At 66.5% G+C, this 17,460-nt stretch carries 15 protein-coding genes; 5 read left to right on the top strand and 10 right to left on the bottom strand.

Going from position 1 to position 17,460, the window contains the following annotated elements:
* Nucleotides 1-270: 270 nt before the first annotated feature.
* A complete protein-coding gene (locus tag ACQR1H_RS00840) occupies nt 271-1,092 on the top strand; it encodes an enoyl-CoA hydratase (RefSeq protein WP_316183504.1) in 822 nt (273 codons plus the stop codon).
* Here the strand turns inward: ACQR1H_RS00840 and ACQR1H_RS00835 are convergent.
* The 3 genes from ACQR1H_RS00835 to ACQR1H_RS00825 form a co-directional block, all read right to left on the bottom strand.
* Nucleotides 1,089-2,168: an isocitrate/isopropylmalate dehydrogenase family protein gene (locus ACQR1H_RS00835; protein ID WP_434906976.1), complete on the bottom strand. Its 1,080-nt coding sequence runs from the start codon at nt 2,166-2,168 to the stop codon at nt 1,089-1,091. The genes ACQR1H_RS00840 and ACQR1H_RS00835 overlap by 4 nt on opposite strands.
* A gap of 140 nt (nt 2,169-2,308) precedes the next feature.
* Nucleotides 2,309-3,376, bottom strand: a complete 1,068-nt coding sequence (locus tag ACQR1H_RS00830) for an alcohol dehydrogenase (protein WP_434906975.1) — start codon at nt 3,374-3,376, stop codon at nt 2,309-2,311.
* 231 nt (nt 3,377-3,607) lie between these two features.
* Entirely contained in the window at nt 3,608-4,675 is a 1,068-nt protein-coding gene (locus ACQR1H_RS00825) for a CaiB/BaiF CoA transferase family protein (RefSeq protein WP_434907174.1), read from the bottom strand.
* A gap of 339 nt (nt 4,676-5,014) precedes the next feature.
* Here ACQR1H_RS00825 and glgA point away from each other — a divergent pair, with 339 nt between their 5' ends.
* Nucleotides 5,015-6,430 (top strand): glycogen synthase GlgA, encoded by a 1,416-nt coding sequence (glgA, locus tag ACQR1H_RS00820; RefSeq protein WP_315802511.1) that lies wholly within the window; start codon nt 5,015-5,017, stop codon nt 6,428-6,430.
* Between the two features lie 73 nt (nt 6,431-6,503).
* On the opposite strand, the gene ACQR1H_RS00815 is transcribed toward glgA, so the two are convergent.
* The 3 genes from ACQR1H_RS00815 to ACQR1H_RS00805 form a co-directional block, all read right to left on the bottom strand.
* Entirely contained in the window at nt 6,504-8,627 is a 2,124-nt protein-coding gene (locus ACQR1H_RS00815; RefSeq protein WP_434906974.1) for a methyl-accepting chemotaxis protein, read from the bottom strand.
* Between the two features lie 238 nt (nt 8,628-8,865).
* Nucleotides 8,866-10,020 carry a patatin-like phospholipase family protein gene (locus ACQR1H_RS00810; RefSeq protein ID WP_434906973.1) on the bottom strand — a complete coding sequence of 385 codons (1,155 nt, stop codon included), beginning with the start codon at nt 10,018-10,020 and terminating at the stop codon, nt 8,866-8,868.
* A gap of 62 nt (nt 10,021-10,082) precedes the next feature.
* Nucleotides 10,083-10,904, bottom strand: coding sequence for a 3-hydroxybutyrate dehydrogenase (locus ACQR1H_RS00805; RefSeq protein WP_315802508.1), 822 nt, complete (start codon nt 10,902-10,904; stop codon nt 10,083-10,085).
* Between the two features lie 184 nt (nt 10,905-11,088).
* Here ACQR1H_RS00805 and ACQR1H_RS00800 point away from each other — a divergent pair, with 184 nt between their 5' ends.
* Nucleotides 11,089-11,985: a LysR substrate-binding domain-containing protein gene (locus ACQR1H_RS00800; RefSeq protein WP_434906972.1), complete on the top strand. Its 897-nt coding sequence runs from the start codon at nt 11,089-11,091 to the stop codon at nt 11,983-11,985.
* Here ACQR1H_RS00800 and ACQR1H_RS00795 read toward each other — a convergent pair.
* Together ACQR1H_RS00795 and ACQR1H_RS00790 are read right to left on the bottom strand one after the other, a co-directional pair.
* Nucleotides 11,973-12,692 carry a peroxiredoxin-like family protein gene (locus ACQR1H_RS00795; RefSeq protein ID WP_434873667.1) on the bottom strand — a complete coding sequence of 240 codons (720 nt, stop codon included), beginning with the start codon at nt 12,690-12,692 and terminating at the stop codon, nt 11,973-11,975. The two genes, ACQR1H_RS00800 and ACQR1H_RS00795, sit on opposite strands and share 13 nt — an antisense overlap.
* Before the next feature lie 85 nt (nt 12,693-12,777).
* Nucleotides 12,778-13,059: a hypothetical protein gene (locus ACQR1H_RS00790; protein ID WP_434873666.1), complete on the bottom strand. Its 282-nt coding sequence runs from the start codon at nt 13,057-13,059 to the stop codon at nt 12,778-12,780.
* A gap of 238 nt (nt 13,060-13,297) precedes the next feature.
* Between ACQR1H_RS00790 and ACQR1H_RS00785 the strand changes: the two genes are divergently transcribed.
* Nucleotides 13,298-13,789, top strand: a complete 492-nt coding sequence (locus ACQR1H_RS00785) for a cupin domain-containing protein (RefSeq protein WP_315802504.1) — start codon at nt 13,298-13,300, stop codon at nt 13,787-13,789.
* 92 nt (nt 13,790-13,881) lie between these two features.
* Nucleotides 13,882-15,111 carry an MFS transporter gene (locus tag ACQR1H_RS00780; protein WP_434839714.1) on the top strand — a complete coding sequence of 410 codons (1,230 nt, stop codon included), beginning with the start codon at nt 13,882-13,884 and terminating at the stop codon, nt 15,109-15,111.
* Here the strand turns inward: ACQR1H_RS00780 and ccoS are convergent.
* A complete protein-coding gene (gene ccoS / locus ACQR1H_RS00775) occupies nt 15,081-15,266 on the bottom strand; it encodes a cbb3-type cytochrome oxidase assembly protein CcoS (RefSeq protein WP_315802502.1) in 186 nt (61 codons plus the stop codon). The two genes, ACQR1H_RS00780 and ccoS, sit on opposite strands and share 31 nt — an antisense overlap.
* On the bottom strand, nt 15,257-17,458 hold the full coding sequence (locus ACQR1H_RS00770) for a cation-translocating P-type ATPase (RefSeq protein WP_316218367.1): 2,202 nt from the start codon (nt 17,456-17,458) through the stop codon (nt 15,257-15,259). The genes ccoS and ACQR1H_RS00770 overlap by 10 nt, the downstream gene beginning before the upstream one ends.
* Between the last annotated feature and the right edge of the window lie 2 nt (nt 17,459-17,460).

The raw sequence follows: 17,460 nt of genomic DNA, 5'->3' as shown, positions 1-17,460 counted from the left end.
AGCGATCGCTGCGCGGTCTGAGGCTCCGTCGCCCTTGTATTCTCGTGCTCTCTGCCGTCATAGGAAGTGGCGGCATGGCGGCGTTTCGGTCCCGTCGGCCGACGCTGATCATGAACGCTGCGCGTCCTCTCCTGGGCCACCCGTGCACAGGTCGAGAGCATCGGCTCCGACGTCCTCTTGCCTGCCCATCGTGGCGTGAACTCACATTGACGCCGTCACCGGCGCGGTGAACGATGCCGGCCGCCTTGCCCTCCCTGCCGACGGACCCTCATGCCGACCATCTCCGAGCTCCCCACCACCTTCGCCGAGGGCAAGATCCTCATGACCAGAGCGAGCGACGGCGTCGGCATCATCACCTTCAACAACCCGGATAAGCGCAATGCGATGTCGCTGGAGATGTGGGAGGGGCTCGGCCAGGCCCTGGTCGCGCTGCGCGACGATGACGCGATCCGGGTCGTGGTGCTGACCGGCGCCGGCGGCAAGGCCTTCGTGTCCGGTGCCGACATCAGCCAGTTCGAGCAGAGCCGCCACAACGCCGCGGCCTCGGAGGCCTATGCCGAGCGCAGCGCCGCCCAGCGGGCGCTGCTCGCCGGCTACCCGAAGCCGACGATCGCCTGCGTCAGCGGCTTCTGCCTCGGCGGCGGCCTGCAGATCGCGATGCTGACCGACATGCGCTTCGCCGCCGCGGACAGCCAGTTCGGCATCCCCGCCGCCAGGCTCGGCATCGCCTATGGCTATGACGGCCTGCGCAACCTGGTGTCACTGGTCGGCCCGTCGCAGGCGCGGCTGCTGCTCTATACGGGCCTGCGGGTCGATGCCGCGGAGGCGCTGCGCATCGGCCTCATCGATCGGATGATCCCCAACGACGAGCTGCTGCCGGCGACGCTGGAGATCGCCCGCACCATCGCCGGCAATGCGCCGCTGGCGGTCAAGGCTGCCAAGATCACCATCGCCGAAGTGCTGAAGGACGAAAGCCGGCGCGACATGGAAGCCATCAAGCGGATCGGCGACGCCTGCATGGATTCGGAGGATTTCCGCGAGGGCCGCCGCGCCTTCATGGAGAAGCGCAAGCCGGCCTTCAAGGGACGTTAGAGCGCCTCCAGCACCGCCTTGGTCACGTCAATCGTGCCGGTCTTGCCGCCGAACTCGAACGGCTTGAGGCCGGAGGCATAGACCTGGTCGACGGCCAGCTCGATCCGCTGCGCCGCTTCGGCTGCGCCCTCGATGCCATGCGTGTCCGCCAGCCAGTCCAGCATCATCGCGGCCGAGAGGATCATCGCGGTCGGATTGGCCTTGCCCTGCCCCATGATGTCGGGCGCGGTGCCGTGGCAGGGCTGGAACACGGCGTGGCGGTCGCCGATGTCGGCCGACGGCGCCATGCCCATGCCGCCGACGAGGCCGGCGGCGAGATCGGACAGGATGTCGCCGAACATGTTCTCGGTGACCAGGACGTCGAAATCCCACGGGCGCTTCACCAGCATGAGCGCGCAGGCATCGATGTAGAGCCGCTCCGTCTTCACGTCAGGATGAAGCTCCGCGACCTCGTCGAAGATCTTGCGGAAGTAGGCGAAGGCCTTGAAGACGTTGGCCTTGTCGACACAGCCTAACGTACCGGAACGGCCGCGCGCCTTGCGTCGCTCGGCGAGCTTGAAGGAGAAGTTGAACAGCCGCTCGGAGGTCTTGCGGGTGATGACGAGGGTCTCGCGCGCCTCCTCATGTGTCACCACACCTTTGCCCATCGAGGCGAACAGGCCTTCGGTGGACTCGCGAATGACGACGAAGTCGATGCCGCGCTCGGCGGCGCCGACGATCGGACTCGGCACGCCCGGGATCAGCCGCGCCGGCCGCACGCCGGCATAAAGGTCGAAATGAAAGCGCAGCTCGATCTGCGGCGCGATCTCGGTGTTGTCGGGATAGCGCACCGACGGCAGCCCGCAGGCGCCGAGCAGGATCGCGTCCGCCTCTTCGCACAGCCGGATCGTGGTATCGGCGATCGAGACGCCGGTCGCGAGATAGTTGTTCGCACCGGCCTGGGCCTCGGTGAAGCGGAACGACAGGCCGGCTTTGGCCTCGACCTTGCGCAACACCTCGAGCGCGGGCGCCATGACTTCAGGACCGATACCGTCACCGGGGAGGACTGCGATGTGGAGTGAATTGGTCGAGGGCATGGGCGACGCTTTCGAGGACGACATCAATGAGCCGTCATGCCCGGGCTTGACCCGGGCATCCACGACTTTCTAACGCCGCGGCGCCAAAGACGTGGATGGCCGGGTCAAGCCCGGCCATGACGAGCGGACGGAGTTGCGATTTACGGCGTCAGCACCGCACGGCCGACCAGCTGACCCTTTTGCAGATCGTGCAAGGCATCGTTGGCCTTGGACAACGGCATCGGCGTCACCGGGATCGGGGCGATGTGCTTGGCGCGGACGAGATCGAGCAGCTCCTTGGTCTCGCGGAGATTACCGACATAGCTGCCCTGGATGGTGACCGCCTTGATCGGAATGAGTGGCAGCGCCCACGGCGCGCCGCCGCCGAACAGGCCGACGATGACCAGCTTGCCGCCCTTTGTCAGGCAATCGAAGCCGAGCTGCGCGGTGGCGACATTGCCGACCAGGTCGATGACGGCCCGGATCGGCTCGCCTGCGGCCTTGTTCAGCTGCTCCAGCGCATCCGGCGCCTTGCCGTCGACCGCCGCCAGCGCGCCGGCCGCCAGCGCCGCCTCGCGCTTGCGCGCATCGATGTCGACCACGATCGCGCCCTTGCCGCCCATGGCCTTGAGCAGCGACAGCGCCATCAGGCCAAGACCGCCGGCGCCGAAGATCACGATCGGCGTGTCGAAATCCTTCTCGACCTTCTTCAGCGCGCTGTAGGTCGTCACGCCGGAGCAGGCGTAGGGCGCGGTCGTCACCGGATCGAGCCCCTTGAGATCGATCAGGTGGCGCGGATGCGGCACCGTCATGTGGTCGGCATAGCCGCCGTCGCAATAGACGCCGAGCGAGGCCGGCTTCAGGCACATGTTCTCGTCACCGGCGAGACAGCTGGCGCACTTGCCGCAGCCGATCCAGGGATAGACCAGCACGACGTCGCCGGCCTTCAGCCCGCCCTTCTCCGCCTCGGTAACCTCCGGCCCGAACGCCACGATCTCACCGGCGCTCTCATGGCCCATGGTCCGCGGCAGCGACACGCCGCGATCCTTGAGCGAGAGCGGCTTGCGGCCGTGGCCGAGATCATAGCCGCCCTCCCAGATGTGCAGATCGCTGTGGCAGACGCCGGCTGCCTTCACCTTGATCAGCACCTGCTTGCCGAACGGCTGCGGCGTCGGCTCGTCGACCTCGGTCAGCGGCGCATTGAAATCGGTGACCTTGAAGCTCTTCATGCTTTCACTCCCGTCGTCCGGCGCGGCCAGGACCGGACGGCGCATCGACGGGACGAGCGGCGCGGCTGCGCGCGGCAACGGCGCCTTTCGACCTCCTCCCGGCATGAGCGCGTCCGGCTGGTCCGGACTGTTCTTGCGATGTCGCGACATTGGCTGGAAACGCGTGGAGCGGCAAGGCTGCGCGCAGCATGTGCGGTCATGGCAGCCCTGCAGCGTTTTGCCTCAGCGAGCTCAAGGTTTTGCAGCGTCGCTGACGCCAGCCTCGCGCAGGATGTCCTCGGTGTGCTCTCCGAGGCTCGCGGCCCGGGGGCCGGCCGCAACTTTCGCCTCCGACATCCGGAACGGCAGGTTGATGACCTTGAAGTTGCCGGCTGCATCCTCCACATCGGCCAGCGCGCCGCGATGCGCGATCTGCGGATCAGCCAGCGCATCGGCCACGCTGCGGTAGGCCGAGCTGGGTACGCCGCCCGCGTTCAAGGCCTCCAGGCATTGGGCGACGTCGAGCCGGCGCGACCAGGCTTCGACGCCATCCATCAGCGCCCCCCAGTTTGCCCGCCGGTCGGAATATTTTGCGAATCTGGGATCATCGACCCAGTCCGGATGGCCGATCACGGTCATCAGGTTCTGGAAGGTCTTCTCGCTGGCGATGGCGATCATCACATAGCCGTCGCGACACTCCGCCGGGCCGAAGGTCGGCCGCGACGGCTGCGCGACGGGAAATTGCGACCATTGGATCTCGTTGAGCGTCAAGCTCAGCATCGATTCCAGCATCGAGCAGTCGATGTGCTGGCCGCGCCCGCTGCGCTCGCGCTGATACAGAGCGGAGGCGATGGCGCCGAACGCGTAGGTCCCGGTGACGACGTCGGCATGATAGATGCCGCAATAATCGGGCCGGCTGCGCCCCGGCTGGTAGGCGAGATGCGCCATGTCGTAGCCCGAAGCCGCATGGATCACCGGGGCATAGGCCGGGAGTTCCGCCGATGGGCCGGTCTGGCCGTAACCCGAGATCGAGCAGTAGATCAGCCGCGGGTTCAGCGCGCTCAAGGCCGCGTAGTCGAGCCCGAGCCGCTGCATCACGCCCGGGCGGAAGTTCTCGACCAGGATATCGGCCTCGGCGACCAGCCGACACACCGCGGCGACACCGTCGCGCGACTTGAGGTCGAGCACGACGCTCTTCTTGCCGACGTTGAGCTGACCGAAAGCGGTAGAGCAGCCATGACGCATCGGAGGCCGGGTGCGCATGGTTTCACCTTCGACTGACTCGATCTTGATCACCTCCGCTCCCATATCGGCAAGCATGCGGGCACAGTGCGGGCCGGCGATGGTGGTCGAGAAGTCGAGGACGCGCAGTCCCTCGAAACATCCTGTCAAACGGCTCTCATCGTTTCCCACTAGACTCACCCTGGCAGCTCCCTGGTTTGAACTCTTCTCGCTCGGCACCGAGGCCGAAGCTCCGCTTTGCCGTCGCCGATTCACAAAGCGTAAGCCATCGATCGTCGTGCAGGTCGTTTCTAGATCGAACCATTCGATGTCGAAAGCGTTTGGCCTTTCGCCGCAATGCGGCAACGCTTTTCTTCATGACTGAATTTGGACCTTTTCTTGCATAGGACGAACATGGGGCTTGATCGAGGACATCTCTTGCGGGTTCTGTTCGTTACGACCGAAATGGACGATTTCGTCCGGGTGGGCGGACTGGCTGCCGTTTCGGCGGCACTTCCCCGGGCACTGCGCTCACATACCGACGTCAGGATCATGCTGCCCGGCTACCGGGACGTGATCGAGCAACTCACTCACATCGAGATCGTCGGCCAATGTGCGCCTCTGGCAGAGATGCCGGGCTGCGCACTGGGACGGTCGTCGACCCGCGATGGCCTGCCGGTCTACGTCCTGCTCTGCGACGAGCTTTATGACCGGCCGGGCAACCCCTACGGCGACGAGAACGGGCAGGACTGGGCGGACAACGACATCCGTTTCGGCCGTCTCGCCGCCGCTGCCGCCGAGCTCGCGGCGGGCACGCTGGACAAGAACTGGGCAGCCGATCTGGTCCACGCCAATGATTGGCAGGCGGCATTGGTGCCGGCCTATCTGGCGTGGCGCGGGGTCGACGTGCCGTCGATCCTGACCATCCACAACCTCGCCTATCAGGGCCTGTTCCCGCGGGAGTCGCTGCGCCGGATCGGCGCTCCGGAATCCTCGTTCCACATCGATGGTCTGGAGTTCTACGACAAACTGTCCTTTCTCAAGGGCGGTCTGGTCTATGCGTCGCATCTCACCACGGTCAGCTCGACCTATGCCCAGGAGATCACGACGCCCGAGCTCGGCTGCGGGCTGGAGGGCCTGCTCCGGCAGCGCTCCAATGCCCATGAGCTGACCGGCATTCTCAACGGCATCGACGAGAGCTGGGATCCCCGCTATTGCCAGCAGCTGGCGCAGCCCTTCGCCGCGGGCGACTGGAAGGGCAAGAAGGCCAACGCCGACTACGTCCGCAAGCAGTTCGGCCTCGCCGTGTCGCGTGGACCGATGTTCGGCATCGTCGCGCGCCTCGTGCATCAGAAGGGCATCGACCTGGTGCTGGAAGCCGCCGATGAGATCGTCGGCGCCGGCGGCCAGATCGTGGTCACCGGCACCGGCGAGCCCGCCATCGAGCGCGCGCTGATGGAGGCCCACCGCCGCCGGCCGGACGCGATTGGGGTCGCCATCGGCTTCAACGATGCGCAGGCGCGGCGCATCTTCGCGGGCAGCGACTTCACCCTGATGCCGTCGCGCTTCGAACCATGCGGCCTGAGCCAGATGTATGCCCAGCGTTTCGGCTCGCTGCCGATCGGCCACCAGACCGGCGGCCTCGCCGAGACCATCACCGATGGCGAGACCGGATTCCTGTTCGAGAAGCCGTCGGCGGAATCCTTCCTCGGCGGGGTAAAGCGCGCGTTTTCGGCGTTCACCAGCACCGAACGGCTGAACGAGATGCGGCTGTCGGCGATGGCACGCTCATTCAGTTGGGACCTGTCGGCCGCCTGCTACAACGCGCTCTACCGGAAGATGCTGGCGTCATAGCTCGCTAGGGTCGAACAACAAAAAGCCCGGACATCGTCCGGGCTTTTTCTTGGGCGCTTGAAAGGCTGACTTCTTACGCCGCGCGGACCGCTTCCAGGAAGCTGCCGACCTCTCGCTTGAGGCGGTTGGAATCTCCAGCCAGTGACTTGGCCGACGACAGCACCTCGGCGGAGGCCGAGCCGGTCTGCGAGGCACCACGCTGCACGTCCGTGATGTTGGACGAGACCTGCTGGGTGCCATGGGCGGCTTGCTGCACGTTGCGCGAGATTTCCTGCGTTGCCGCGCCCTGCTCTTCGACCGCCGCCGCGATGGCGGCGCCGATCTCGGCTAGCCGCTCGATCGTCGAGCTGATCGCCTGGATCGAATTCACCGATTCCTGCGTGGCGGCCTGCACGCCTGAGATCTGCTGTGAGATCTCCTCGGTCGCCTTCGCTGTTTGCTCTGCCAGCGCCTTCACCTCGGTTGCGACCACCGCGAAACCGCGGCCGGCATCGCCCGCCCGCGCCGCCTCGATGGTGGCGTTGAGTGCGAGGAGATTGGTCTGTCCGGCAATGCTGTTGATGAGCTCGACGACGTCGCCGATGCGGGCCGCGGCCTGCGACAATTCGGCGACGCGCCCATTGGTCTGGCGCACCTGCTGCACGGCGTCGCCGGCCATGCGGGCCGACGCCTGGACCTGACGGCTGATCTCGGTCACCGACGAGGACAGCTCCTCGGTGGCGGAGGCGACCGACTGGACGTTGGCGGACGCTTCCTCCGACGCAGCCGCCACCACCGTGCTGAGCTCCTGCGAGCGGCTGGCGGTGTTTGTCAGCATATCCGCCGACGTTTCGAGGCCCGAGGCCGCCGACGACACGGTGTTGACGATGTCGGCGATCGTCGACTCGAAGTTGCGCGTCAGCGCATCCAACCGCCCGGCCCGATCGATCTGCGCCTGCGCGTCGCGCTGCGCGGCCTCGTCCGAGGCCTTCTTGGCGATCAGCGCGTCCTTGAAGATCTTCAGCGCGCGCGCCATCGCGCCGATCTCGTCCTTGCGGGACTCGCTCGGAATGTCGGCGCTCAGCTCGCCATTGGCGAGGCGCAGGGTCACGCCGGTCAGCCCGACCAGCGGGCCGATGACGCCGCGGACGACGCCGAGCACCACCGCCACCGACACCAGCGCGACAACGAGCAGGATTCCGAGAGCGGTGAACAGGCGCAGCCGCGCGGCCTCGATCGACTGATCGATGGCCTGGTGCGCCGACGTCAGCGCCGCATCGCGCAGCACGATCACATTGTTCAGCATCGGCGTGGTCCAGCGGCCCCACTCCTCGGGGGTGACCGGCGAAGGTTGACCGTCGCGCGCCGCGGTGACGATCTGACGATAGCGGCGCTCGCCGTCGCCCATCAGCGTCGAGCGGACATGTTCGAGCGCAGAGCTGACGTCCGGATTGTCGCGCACGCTGCGGGCCGCGAGCTCCATCTGCTGCCACAACAGGGTCACCTGCCCGCTCTGTTCGGTGACCTCGGCGAGGCGTGCCGGCGTCCAGTTCAGGCTCTGGATGAAGAAGCGAAGAACCGCGGAGCGCGCACCATTCACCGTCCGCATCGATTGCGACAGTTGCGCCAGTTGGCCCGACGGCAGCAGGTTCTCGACGTCGCCACCGACGCGCGACAGCTCGATTGAGGTCGCGTCGATCGCGGCATTCAATGACTCGGCGGCGCGGCCGAGGCCGTCGATCGTTGCCGCCTGGATGTTGGCCGGACGCTGCGCAAAGGGCAGCCCCACGGCGCCGCGAGCCGCCGACCGGATACCGCGAAGGGTCTGCTCGGCGGCGTCGATGCTGCTGGTCGCCAACCCCGCCGCCTTGGCGGATGACTTGGCCTGGTTGAGCAGATCGTCGGTGCTCGCGATGGTCTTGTCGAGCTTGGCGGCATCGTCGGCCGAAGCGGGCGCCGGAGCAGCCAGCAGATTCCAGATATTCCGTTCGAGCGGAATTTGGGCGTTCACCTTCATCGCCAGCTCGAAAGCGTCAAGGACGCGTCGCGCCTGCTCGCGCTTGACCAGATCTCCCCACCCGCTCCATGCGAGCACGAATGCAAAGGCCATGGCGAAGAAACCGGTCAACAGATTGCCGGCCAAGATCTTCCATTTGAGACTGATCGCGCCGGTCTCCGGCTTGATCGTCTCATTGTGCAGCACCGCGCGCTCGGACATTGCTCATTCCCAATCAAATACCGTTGCCCGGCCGGTCGCGCGCGTATCGGCTGATGCGCGCTTGCGCAGCGGCCCTTCGGCGACGTTCCCGCACGGTCGGCAGACAAGATTGCGGCGACGCTGCCGCGCCATAATGATTAAGAACGAATGACGACTAATCCCTTAAACCAAGTTGATCCATGCGGTATCGGAATGCCGAAATGCTGCACCATTAGGATCGGGCCAGCGCATCGGCCTGCTACTCGGCTGCCGCTGCCAGCTTGATCGAGGGATCGTGCAACACCACGCCGGCGAGCGGATCGTGCTCGCCCGACCAGGGCATGCGCTCAAGGACCGACTGCGTGTGCTGATAGCCCGCAGTCCAGCGTGCGATGATGCCCCGCTCGGTGAAATCGATATCCTTGGTATGGCTCTCGCGATCGAGCTGCGGAGCCAGCAGCCGGACGACATGCATCCGCGTCTGGCAGCCGTGACTGATGAGATCGCGGACCGCCGGATCGTTGCGGGTCGACTCGGGCAAATGGACGGCAAGCTGATTGATGATATGGCGCAGCCGATGCGTCTGCTGCTGGCGCGCGATATGGCTGGAGATCCGGCTCGAATACTGCACGTCCTTGTGGCGGTTGAACACCTCCGCCATGGTCGTCGGCTCGGCGCCTTCGGGATTCCACAGATGCACCGCGAAGATCAGCGAGTTCTTTCGCGGATTGTCGTCGAACACCACCTCGGTCGGCGTGTTCGACAGGATGCCGCCGTCCCAATACAATTCGCCGTCGATGCGAACGGCCGGAAACGCCGGCGGCAGCGCGCCGGATGCCAGGATGTGACGAACATCCAGCGCGTCGTCGCGGCTGTCGAAATAGCGCATCCGGCTCGTCCTGACGTGCGCCGCCCCGACGGTGAGGCGCACATCGCCATTGTTGAGACGATCGAAGTCGACGAGCTCCTGCAGCGTTTCGCGCAGCGGGGCGGTCGAGTAGTAGCCGGCCTGCTCGGCCCCGAGCGGATAGGCCTCCCCGGCATGCGCCAGGGCGTTGGGACGGAAGAAGCCCGGAATCCCGTGCGTCACGGTCGTCCAATAGGACAGCCGCTCGTTGAAATCCGGAAAGGCCGTGCGTACCGTCCAGGCCGGCCGCCGGTGCATCCGCTTCCAGAACTCCCGCAGCCGCGTCATGCGCTCCTGCACGGGGCTGCCGGCGATGAGCGCGGCATTGATGGCGCCGATCGAGGTCCCGATCACCCAATCCGGCTCCAGGCCGGCCTCGTGCAGCGCCTGATAGACGCCGGCCTGATAAGAGCCGAGCGCGCCCCCGCCCTGCAGCACGAGAACCACCTGCCCGGGCAGCTTGCCGCGATCGATCATCGCGCGCATCGTGTCGTCGATCTCGGCCATGTTTCCCTCCTGGTGCATTGTCCTGTTCGCAGTCTTCAGGTCGTTGTTACATCGCCCGACCGTCAATGTGCGGTCCAACCACCATCGACCGGCAGGGCGACACCGGTGATCGATGCGGCGGCGTCGCTGGCGAGAAAGACGGCAAGCGCACCGATCTCTTCCACCGTTGCGAAGCGCTTGTTCGGCTGTTGCGCCAGCAGGACATCGCGGATGACCTGATCGCGGGAGATGCCGTGCGACCTCGCCTGCCCGTCGATCTGCGCCTCGACCAGCGGCGTGTAGACGTAGCCGGGACAGATCGCATTGCAGGTGATGCCGATCTCGGCCGCCTCCAGCGCCGCGACCTTGGTGAGGCCGATGATGCCGTGCTTGGCAGCAACATAGGCCGATTTGAACGGCGACGCGACGAGGCCATGCGCCGAGGCGACGTTGACGATGCGGCCGAAGCCGTTCCGCCGCATCGACGGCAGCGCCAGCCGGATCGTGTGGAACGCCGACGAGAGGTTGATCGCGACGATGGCATTCCACTTGTCGACCGGAAACTCCTCCAATGGCGCGACGTGCTGAATGCCGGCGTTGTTGACCAGTACGTCGATACGACCGAACTCATGCAGGGCATCGTTGATCATTTGCTCGATTGCCGCGGGCTGCATCATGTCGGCCGCGGCATAGCCGGTCCGCACACCGAACTCGGCTGCAATATCCGACCGCATCCGATCGATGTCCTGCGGCGCGCCAAAGCCGTTCAGCACCACATGTGCCCCCGCGCCGGCGAGCGCCCGCGCGATGCCAAGGCCGATGCCGCTGGTCGAACCCGTGATCACCGCCACCTTGCCGGACAACGGACGTAACGAGGGCGGGGTCGTCATCGTATCTGCAGCCATGGACGTTCCTTCATCCGTTTCGAAGATTGCTCGATGCGAGAACAAACTGCCGGGCTGTCGCGACGAATGGAAATGCCGTTTGGCTCGCCCCACGATACGGTTTCGCTATCGCGATCGTTGATGCGATGCGCGGTCTGCTAGGATATTGATCCGGGACGTCGGCCCGGTCGAACGGAGCTCTCCCATGGAAATGCATCAGGTTCGGTATTTTCTTGCCGTTGCCCGGCTGCTGCACTTCACGCGCGCGGCCGAGGAATGCAACGTGACGCAGCCGTCGCTGACCCGTGCGATCAAGCAGCTCGAAGCCGAGCTCGGCGGCGACCTGTTCCGGCGTGAGCGGCCGGCCGCGCAACTCACAGAGCTTGGCCAGCGCATGCATCCACTGCTGAAGCAGTGCTACGAGGCTGCCGTCGGCGCGCGAACGCTCGCCTCGTCCTTCAAGAGCGGAGAGCTCGGCACGCTCCGGATCGCGCTCGCCGACTCGGTCGACCTTGCGCTGCTGATCCCGCTGCTCGATCAGCTGCAACGCCAGTTCAACCAGCTCGAGCTCAGGTTTCTACGCGGCTCCAGCCGCATGATCGCAGAGCATCTGAAGAACGGCGAAGCGGAGCTCGGCATCGCCTCTGAGATCGACGAGACCTGGGATCGGCTGGATGTCTGGCCGCTCTTCACGGAGGACTTCGCGCTCGCCGTGAGCAGCCGTCATCGGCTGGCCAGGCAGGACGCGATCACGATCGATGATCTCAGTGGCGACGCGCTGCTCTGCCGCAACTACTGCGAACATGCGGACAGGTTGCGCACGCTGCTCCGCGAGCGCGGCGTCGACCTCGGACGAACTCATGACGTCCACTCCGAACGCGACCTGATCGCGCTGATGGAAGCCGGAGTCGGCATCAGTGTGGTGCCGCAAACGACCGCGCTGCCGGAGACCCTGCATCGGGCCGCGGTCGACGGACTCGACGTGCGGCGCACCGTGCATCTCTACGGCGTTGCCGGACGTGAACGCACGGCGGTTGCCTCGACCGTGATGCGCATGCTGCGCGGCAGGAACTGGCAGGAATGGCTCGGTCAGCTGTCCTGAGCTGCGGCCTGGCGAAGCGCTTCGACCAGATCGTCGATCTCCATCCGCTTGCGGAAATCAGGATCGACGAAGCGCGCCTTCACGAGGCCGTCACGCCCGACCACGAAGGCAGCCGGGATGGGCAACACCCAGCCGTCATTGCCGTGGAAGCTCGCCAGGTCCTGGTGCGCCAGCAGTTGCTGGATCTCACGACCGAGCCAGATCGCGAGGTTGAGCGACAAAGCATAGCCGTTGTCGAGATCCGTCAACACAGGGAAGGTCGCGCCGGCGTCCGATTTGAACTGCTGGGTGAACGCCTGCAGCTCCGGCATGATCGCGACGATCGCGCCGCCCGCGGCGTCGATGCGCTGCTGCGCCTTGATCACCGCGCGAACGTTGAGCCGGCAATAGGGACACCAGTGGCCGCGGAAGAACATCACGGCGACGGGCCCCCGGGCGAGGCAGGATTGCAGGCTCACCAGCCGGCCAGCCTCATCGGGCAGGACGAATGGCGGCATCGGCTCACCGGGCCGCGGCGCCGTCTCGCCGCCTCCGTTTTCACCGAGCCGCGCCACCAGGCGGTCGACGGCGGACGCATAGGCTGGAAAGATCTCGCGACCCGCGGCGGCATAGGCCTCGAGTTGCTGCCGCAAGGTGCCCTGCATTTCCCTGCATTGCAGGAAGGCCTGTCTGAGCCGCTCGGCATCCGCGGGTGAAAGCACTGTCATGAGCTGCTCCGGCACGTTCAGGACCCCAACCATGATAGTTTCCCGGGCAAGCCGACCACAAGGGCGGCCTGCCCGGCTGCCGCGCTCAGGGCCGGTAGAAATTGCCGGTGGGATCGAGCATGCCGGACGTCGAATAGAGCTGCCCGTCGCTCATGAAGAAGACGGTGTTGTTCGGCACCTTCCTGGCGTGGCGCATCATGGCCCGATGATTGGCGTCGCCGGTGGCCATCGTCATCATGCTGGTCTTGCCGGCGCTGTAGACATAGGCCATGCCGGGCGCGAGATCGAGGCCGCCTTGCGCGATGGCTGCGGTGGCAGAGACCGCGACCACGGCCGCGGCAATCAAGGTCTTGGACAGGCGGGTCATGGATATCTCCTCCTCATGAATGCTGTCGCCCGTCATCGGGCGCTCGCATTACAAGCGTGAGCTGCCCTGCTTGAGAAATGCCGTTGTCCAATCGCGAGGATAGCGCCCGCCTATCGATAGCGGCGGTCTATCGGCTCCAGAGAAAGTATGCATTTCCATCACGTGCTCTGCTCCCCGATGGTGCGCCTCGCGATGCCCGCTCGGCGCGGGCCGCTGTTCCATCAGAGGAGACCATGACATGTTGATGCAGATCGCAGCTATACGCACGCGCCGCCTGAGCGCTGCTTTCGTCCTGGCCGTTGCTACGACGGTGATCGCGGCGTCCGGCGCCCGCGCCGGCGAGTGTCCGGCTGACAAGATCAAGGCCGGCGTGCGCGAGAAAACCGACGTCAAGGCGGTCGGCGTGACCGACGTCACCCTTGGCGCGATCGATCTCGCCAAGCAGCCCGCCAATCTCAAGGACCGCGAGTTGCGCTTCCGCAAGCTGACCATCGCGCCGGGCGGCATCGTGCCGTGGCACAGCCATGACGATCGCCCGGCGCTGATCTTCGTTCAGCAGGGCGAGATCGTCGAATATGCCAGCAACTGCGCCGAGCCGATCCTGCACAAGGCCGGAGATCTGAGAGCCGAGGTGTTCGGCACGTCGCATTGGTGGAAGAACGACGGCAACGAGACGGTCATCCTCTATGTCGGCGACGTTCGCAAGGATCCGCACGACCATAACATGTAGATCGCGTACCTCCGCCAGCCGCCTTCGGATCGCCCCTTCAGGCAGGCGATCCGGACACGGCCGCGTTGCGCTGTCGAGCCGAGGAGATTGCGATGACGGATATGTCCGCACGGTTGCCGATTGGAGCCGGCCATGTGAATGCACGAACGGCGGCGCGGCGCGCGGTCCTGGTCGGCCTGCTCGCCTTTTTCAGCCTCGTCGATCTGTTCGCGGCGCAGGCGATGCTGCCGGTCCTCACACGCTACTATCAGGTCAGCGCGGCCGAGATGGGGCTCGCCGTCAACGCCTGCACGCTGGGAATGGCGATCGCGAGCCTGGTCATCGGCCTGCTCAGCCCGCTGATCGATCGCCGGATCGGCATCGTTGCCAGCCTTGCCCTGCTCGCCGGCTTCACCGCACTGCTCGGCAGCGCGCCGGACCTCTCCATCTTCGCAGGCTTGCGCATCCTGCAGGGCCTTTGCATGGCCTCGGCGTTCGCCCTCACCCTGGCCTATCTCGGCGAGCAGTGCAGCGCCGGCGAAGCCGGCAGCGCCTTCGCGGCCTATATCACCGGCAACGTCGCCAGCAATCTGGTGGGGCGGCTGCTCTCGGCCGGTCTGACCGGGGCCCTCGGCCTCAAGCCGACCTTCTACGTCTTCGCCGCGCTCAATGTCTGCGGCGCCCTGCTCGCCGCATTCGCGGTCGGAGGCACGGCCATGCGTGCGGAGGGAGCGATGCGGCTGCGCGGCGGGGCCATCGCCGATCACCTGCGCGACCGCCGCCTGCGCGCGGCCTTCGGCGTCGGCTTCTGCGTCCTGTTCGCCTTCATCGGCGCCTTCACCTTCGTGAATTTCGTGCTGGTGCGGCCGCCGCTGTCACTCGGCATGATGGAGGTCGGACTGGTGTATTTCGTCTTCCTGCCGTCGATCGCCACCACGCTGCTGGCGGGCCGGATGGTCGCAAGGATTGGCACACAGGGCGCGATCTGGGGCGCACTCGCGACCGCAGGCCTCGGCCTCGTCCTGATGCTGTCGTCACGGCTCGGGGCGGTGCTGGCCGGCATGGTGCTGGTCGGCGCCGGCACGTTCTTCGCCCAGGCGGTGACCACAGGCTTCGTCGGAAAGGCCGCCACGCACGATCAGGGTGTCGCCAGCGGACTCTACCTGGCCAGCTATTTCGCCGGCGGCATCGTCGGCACGGCCGTGCTCGGGCAGTTGTTCGACCGGTTCGGCTGGACGGCCTGCGTCGCAGGCATCGCCGCCGCGCTGGGGATCGCGGGATACCTGGCGCGCTGGTTGACGCCGCCGGACGCTCAGGACCGGCTCGGCGCCGGCTCGGGCTGAGACGGCGGGGCCTGCTCATCGTCGTCGGCGATGGCGCGCCAGGCCGCCCCTTCGAGATCCTCATACTGGCCGCTCTTCAGCGACCAGAGAAAGCCGACCAGGCCGGCCAGGCCGAGCGCCAGAGCGAGCGGGACGAGAATGATCATCACTTCCATGACGCGGCCTCCCCGGCCACCTTGCGGGCACGTAGCGCATTCAGCATGACGATGATCGAGGAGCCGGACATCGCGGCTGCCGCGATCAGCGGGGTGACGACGCCGCTGATCGCAAGCGGCACCGCCAGGACGTTGTAGCCGACTGCGAGCCATAGATTCTGCCGCATCAGATGCAGCGCCTTGCGCGCGTAGTCGATCGCGGCCAGCACCGGCGCCAGGGGACGACCGAGGAAGACGAGATCGGCGGTGGCCTGGCTCAGATGCGCGGCCGAGATCGGCGACATCGAGACGTGCGCGGCGGCGAGCGACGGCGCGTCGTTCATGCCGTCGCCGACCATCATGACCTTGACGCCCGCGCGCTTCAGCTCCTCGATAACAGCGATCTTGTCGGCCGGCGTGACGCCCGCGCGCCACGCGCTGATGCCGAGCGCCTTGGCGGCCGCGGCCACCGCCGCCTCGCGATCGCCCGAGAGGATCTCGACCTTGATGCCGCGCCGCTGCAGGCCGGCGACGATCTTGGCGGCGTCAGGGCGCAGGCCCTGGCGCACCGAGAACAGGTACCTGCTATCGCCGCGGCTGAAGGCCACCACCGAGGCCTCGGGATCGACGCCCTTGGTCTGCGCAACCAGCGCCTCGGCGCCACAGAAGGCCGGACGTCCCAGCCTGATCTCGACGCCATCGACGACGGCGCGGACACCCTGGCCCGGCTCCTCGACCGCGCCCATCAGAGGCGACCGCGCATTGGCGGCCTGGGCCACCGCCGCGGCCACCGGATGATGGCTCGACAGCGCGAGCTGGCCGGCCAGCGCGAACACATCTGCAGGAATGTCGGCGGCGTTGACGACCTCGAGCTCCGGCAGCGTCAAGGTGCCGGTCTTGTCGAAGATGACGTGATCGGCCTCGGCGAGGCGCTCGATCGCATCGCCCGCATTGAGCAGCACGCCGGACTTGAACATCGCGCCCGACGCCACCGTCTGCACGGTGGGAATCGCAAGCCCGAGGGCGCAGGGACAGGTGATGATCAGGACCGCGATGCCGGTGACGATGGCATCGTGCCAGCTCGCGCCCATCAGCACCCAGCCGAGCACGGTGAGCGCCGCCGTCGCGTGCACGACCGGCGCATAGAGCCGCGAGGCGCGGTCGGCGAGGCGCATGTAGCGCGAGCGCGCCTGCAGCGCGTTGTCGAGCAGGCGCGTGATCTCGGCGAGCAAGGTGCCCTCGGCGGCGGCGGAAACCCGGACACGCAGCGTGCCGGAAATGTTGAGCGAACCGGCATAGACGGCGGTCCCCTGCTCGGCCGGTACGTACAGCGTCTCGCCGGTGATCAGGCTCTGGTCGATCTCGGAGCGGCCCTCGACCACGACACCGTCGACGGCGCAGCGCTCGCCGGGCCGCAGCAGCACCAGATCGCCGGCGCGGACGGCGGCGACCGGCACCTCCGAAATCTCGTCGGGACCGATGAACTTGGTCGCGGTCTCCGCCTTCAGCGCGGCGAGATTGCCAGCGACCGCGCGGGTCCTCCGCCGCATGCTCTGGTCGAGATAGCGGCCGACCAGCAGGAAGGTCAGCAGCATGATCGCGGCGTCGAAATAGGCGTGCTCGGCGTGATGAAACGTCTCGACGATCGACATGCCCAAGGCCAGGATCACGCCGATGCAGATCGGCACATCCATGTTGACGTTGCCGGTCTTCAAGGCGCGCCACGCCGAGCGGAAAAACGGCTGGCCGGCATAGGCCGCGGCCGGCAGCGCGATCACGGCCGACAGCCAGTGGAAGAAGTCGCGCTGCTCGGGCAGCATGTCGCTGCCGTTGCCGGACCACACCGGGATCGACAGCATCATCACGTTCATGGTCGCGAACGCGGCGACGCCGAGACAGCGCAGCAGGAAGCGCGATTCCTCCGCCTCGGTGGCCTCGGCGCTCGCCTTCTCGAACGGATAGGCCTTGTAGCCGAGCTCGGCGAGGCGATCGATGAACCTGGCTGGATCGAGGGTGCCCTGCTTCCATTCCAGCGCGACACGGCGGTCGGTGAGATTGACGCGCGCGAGCGTCACGTCGGGCAGCGCGGAGAGGCCGCGCTCGATCTTGGCCATGCAGCCGGCGCAGCTGACACCCTCGACCGCGAGGTCGATGTGCTTCAGGCCGGCGCCGAGATCCTTGACGTAATGGGAGAAGTCACGCGTCACATGCATGA

It is taken from the genome of Bradyrhizobium sp. HKCCYLRH2015, assembly GCF_051168215.1.
Lineage (GTDB): Bacteria > Pseudomonadota > Alphaproteobacteria > Rhizobiales > Xanthobacteraceae > Bradyrhizobium.
The sequence above is the reverse complement of the archived record's forward strand: the minus strand, read 5'-3'. Positions and strand labels throughout refer to the sequence as shown.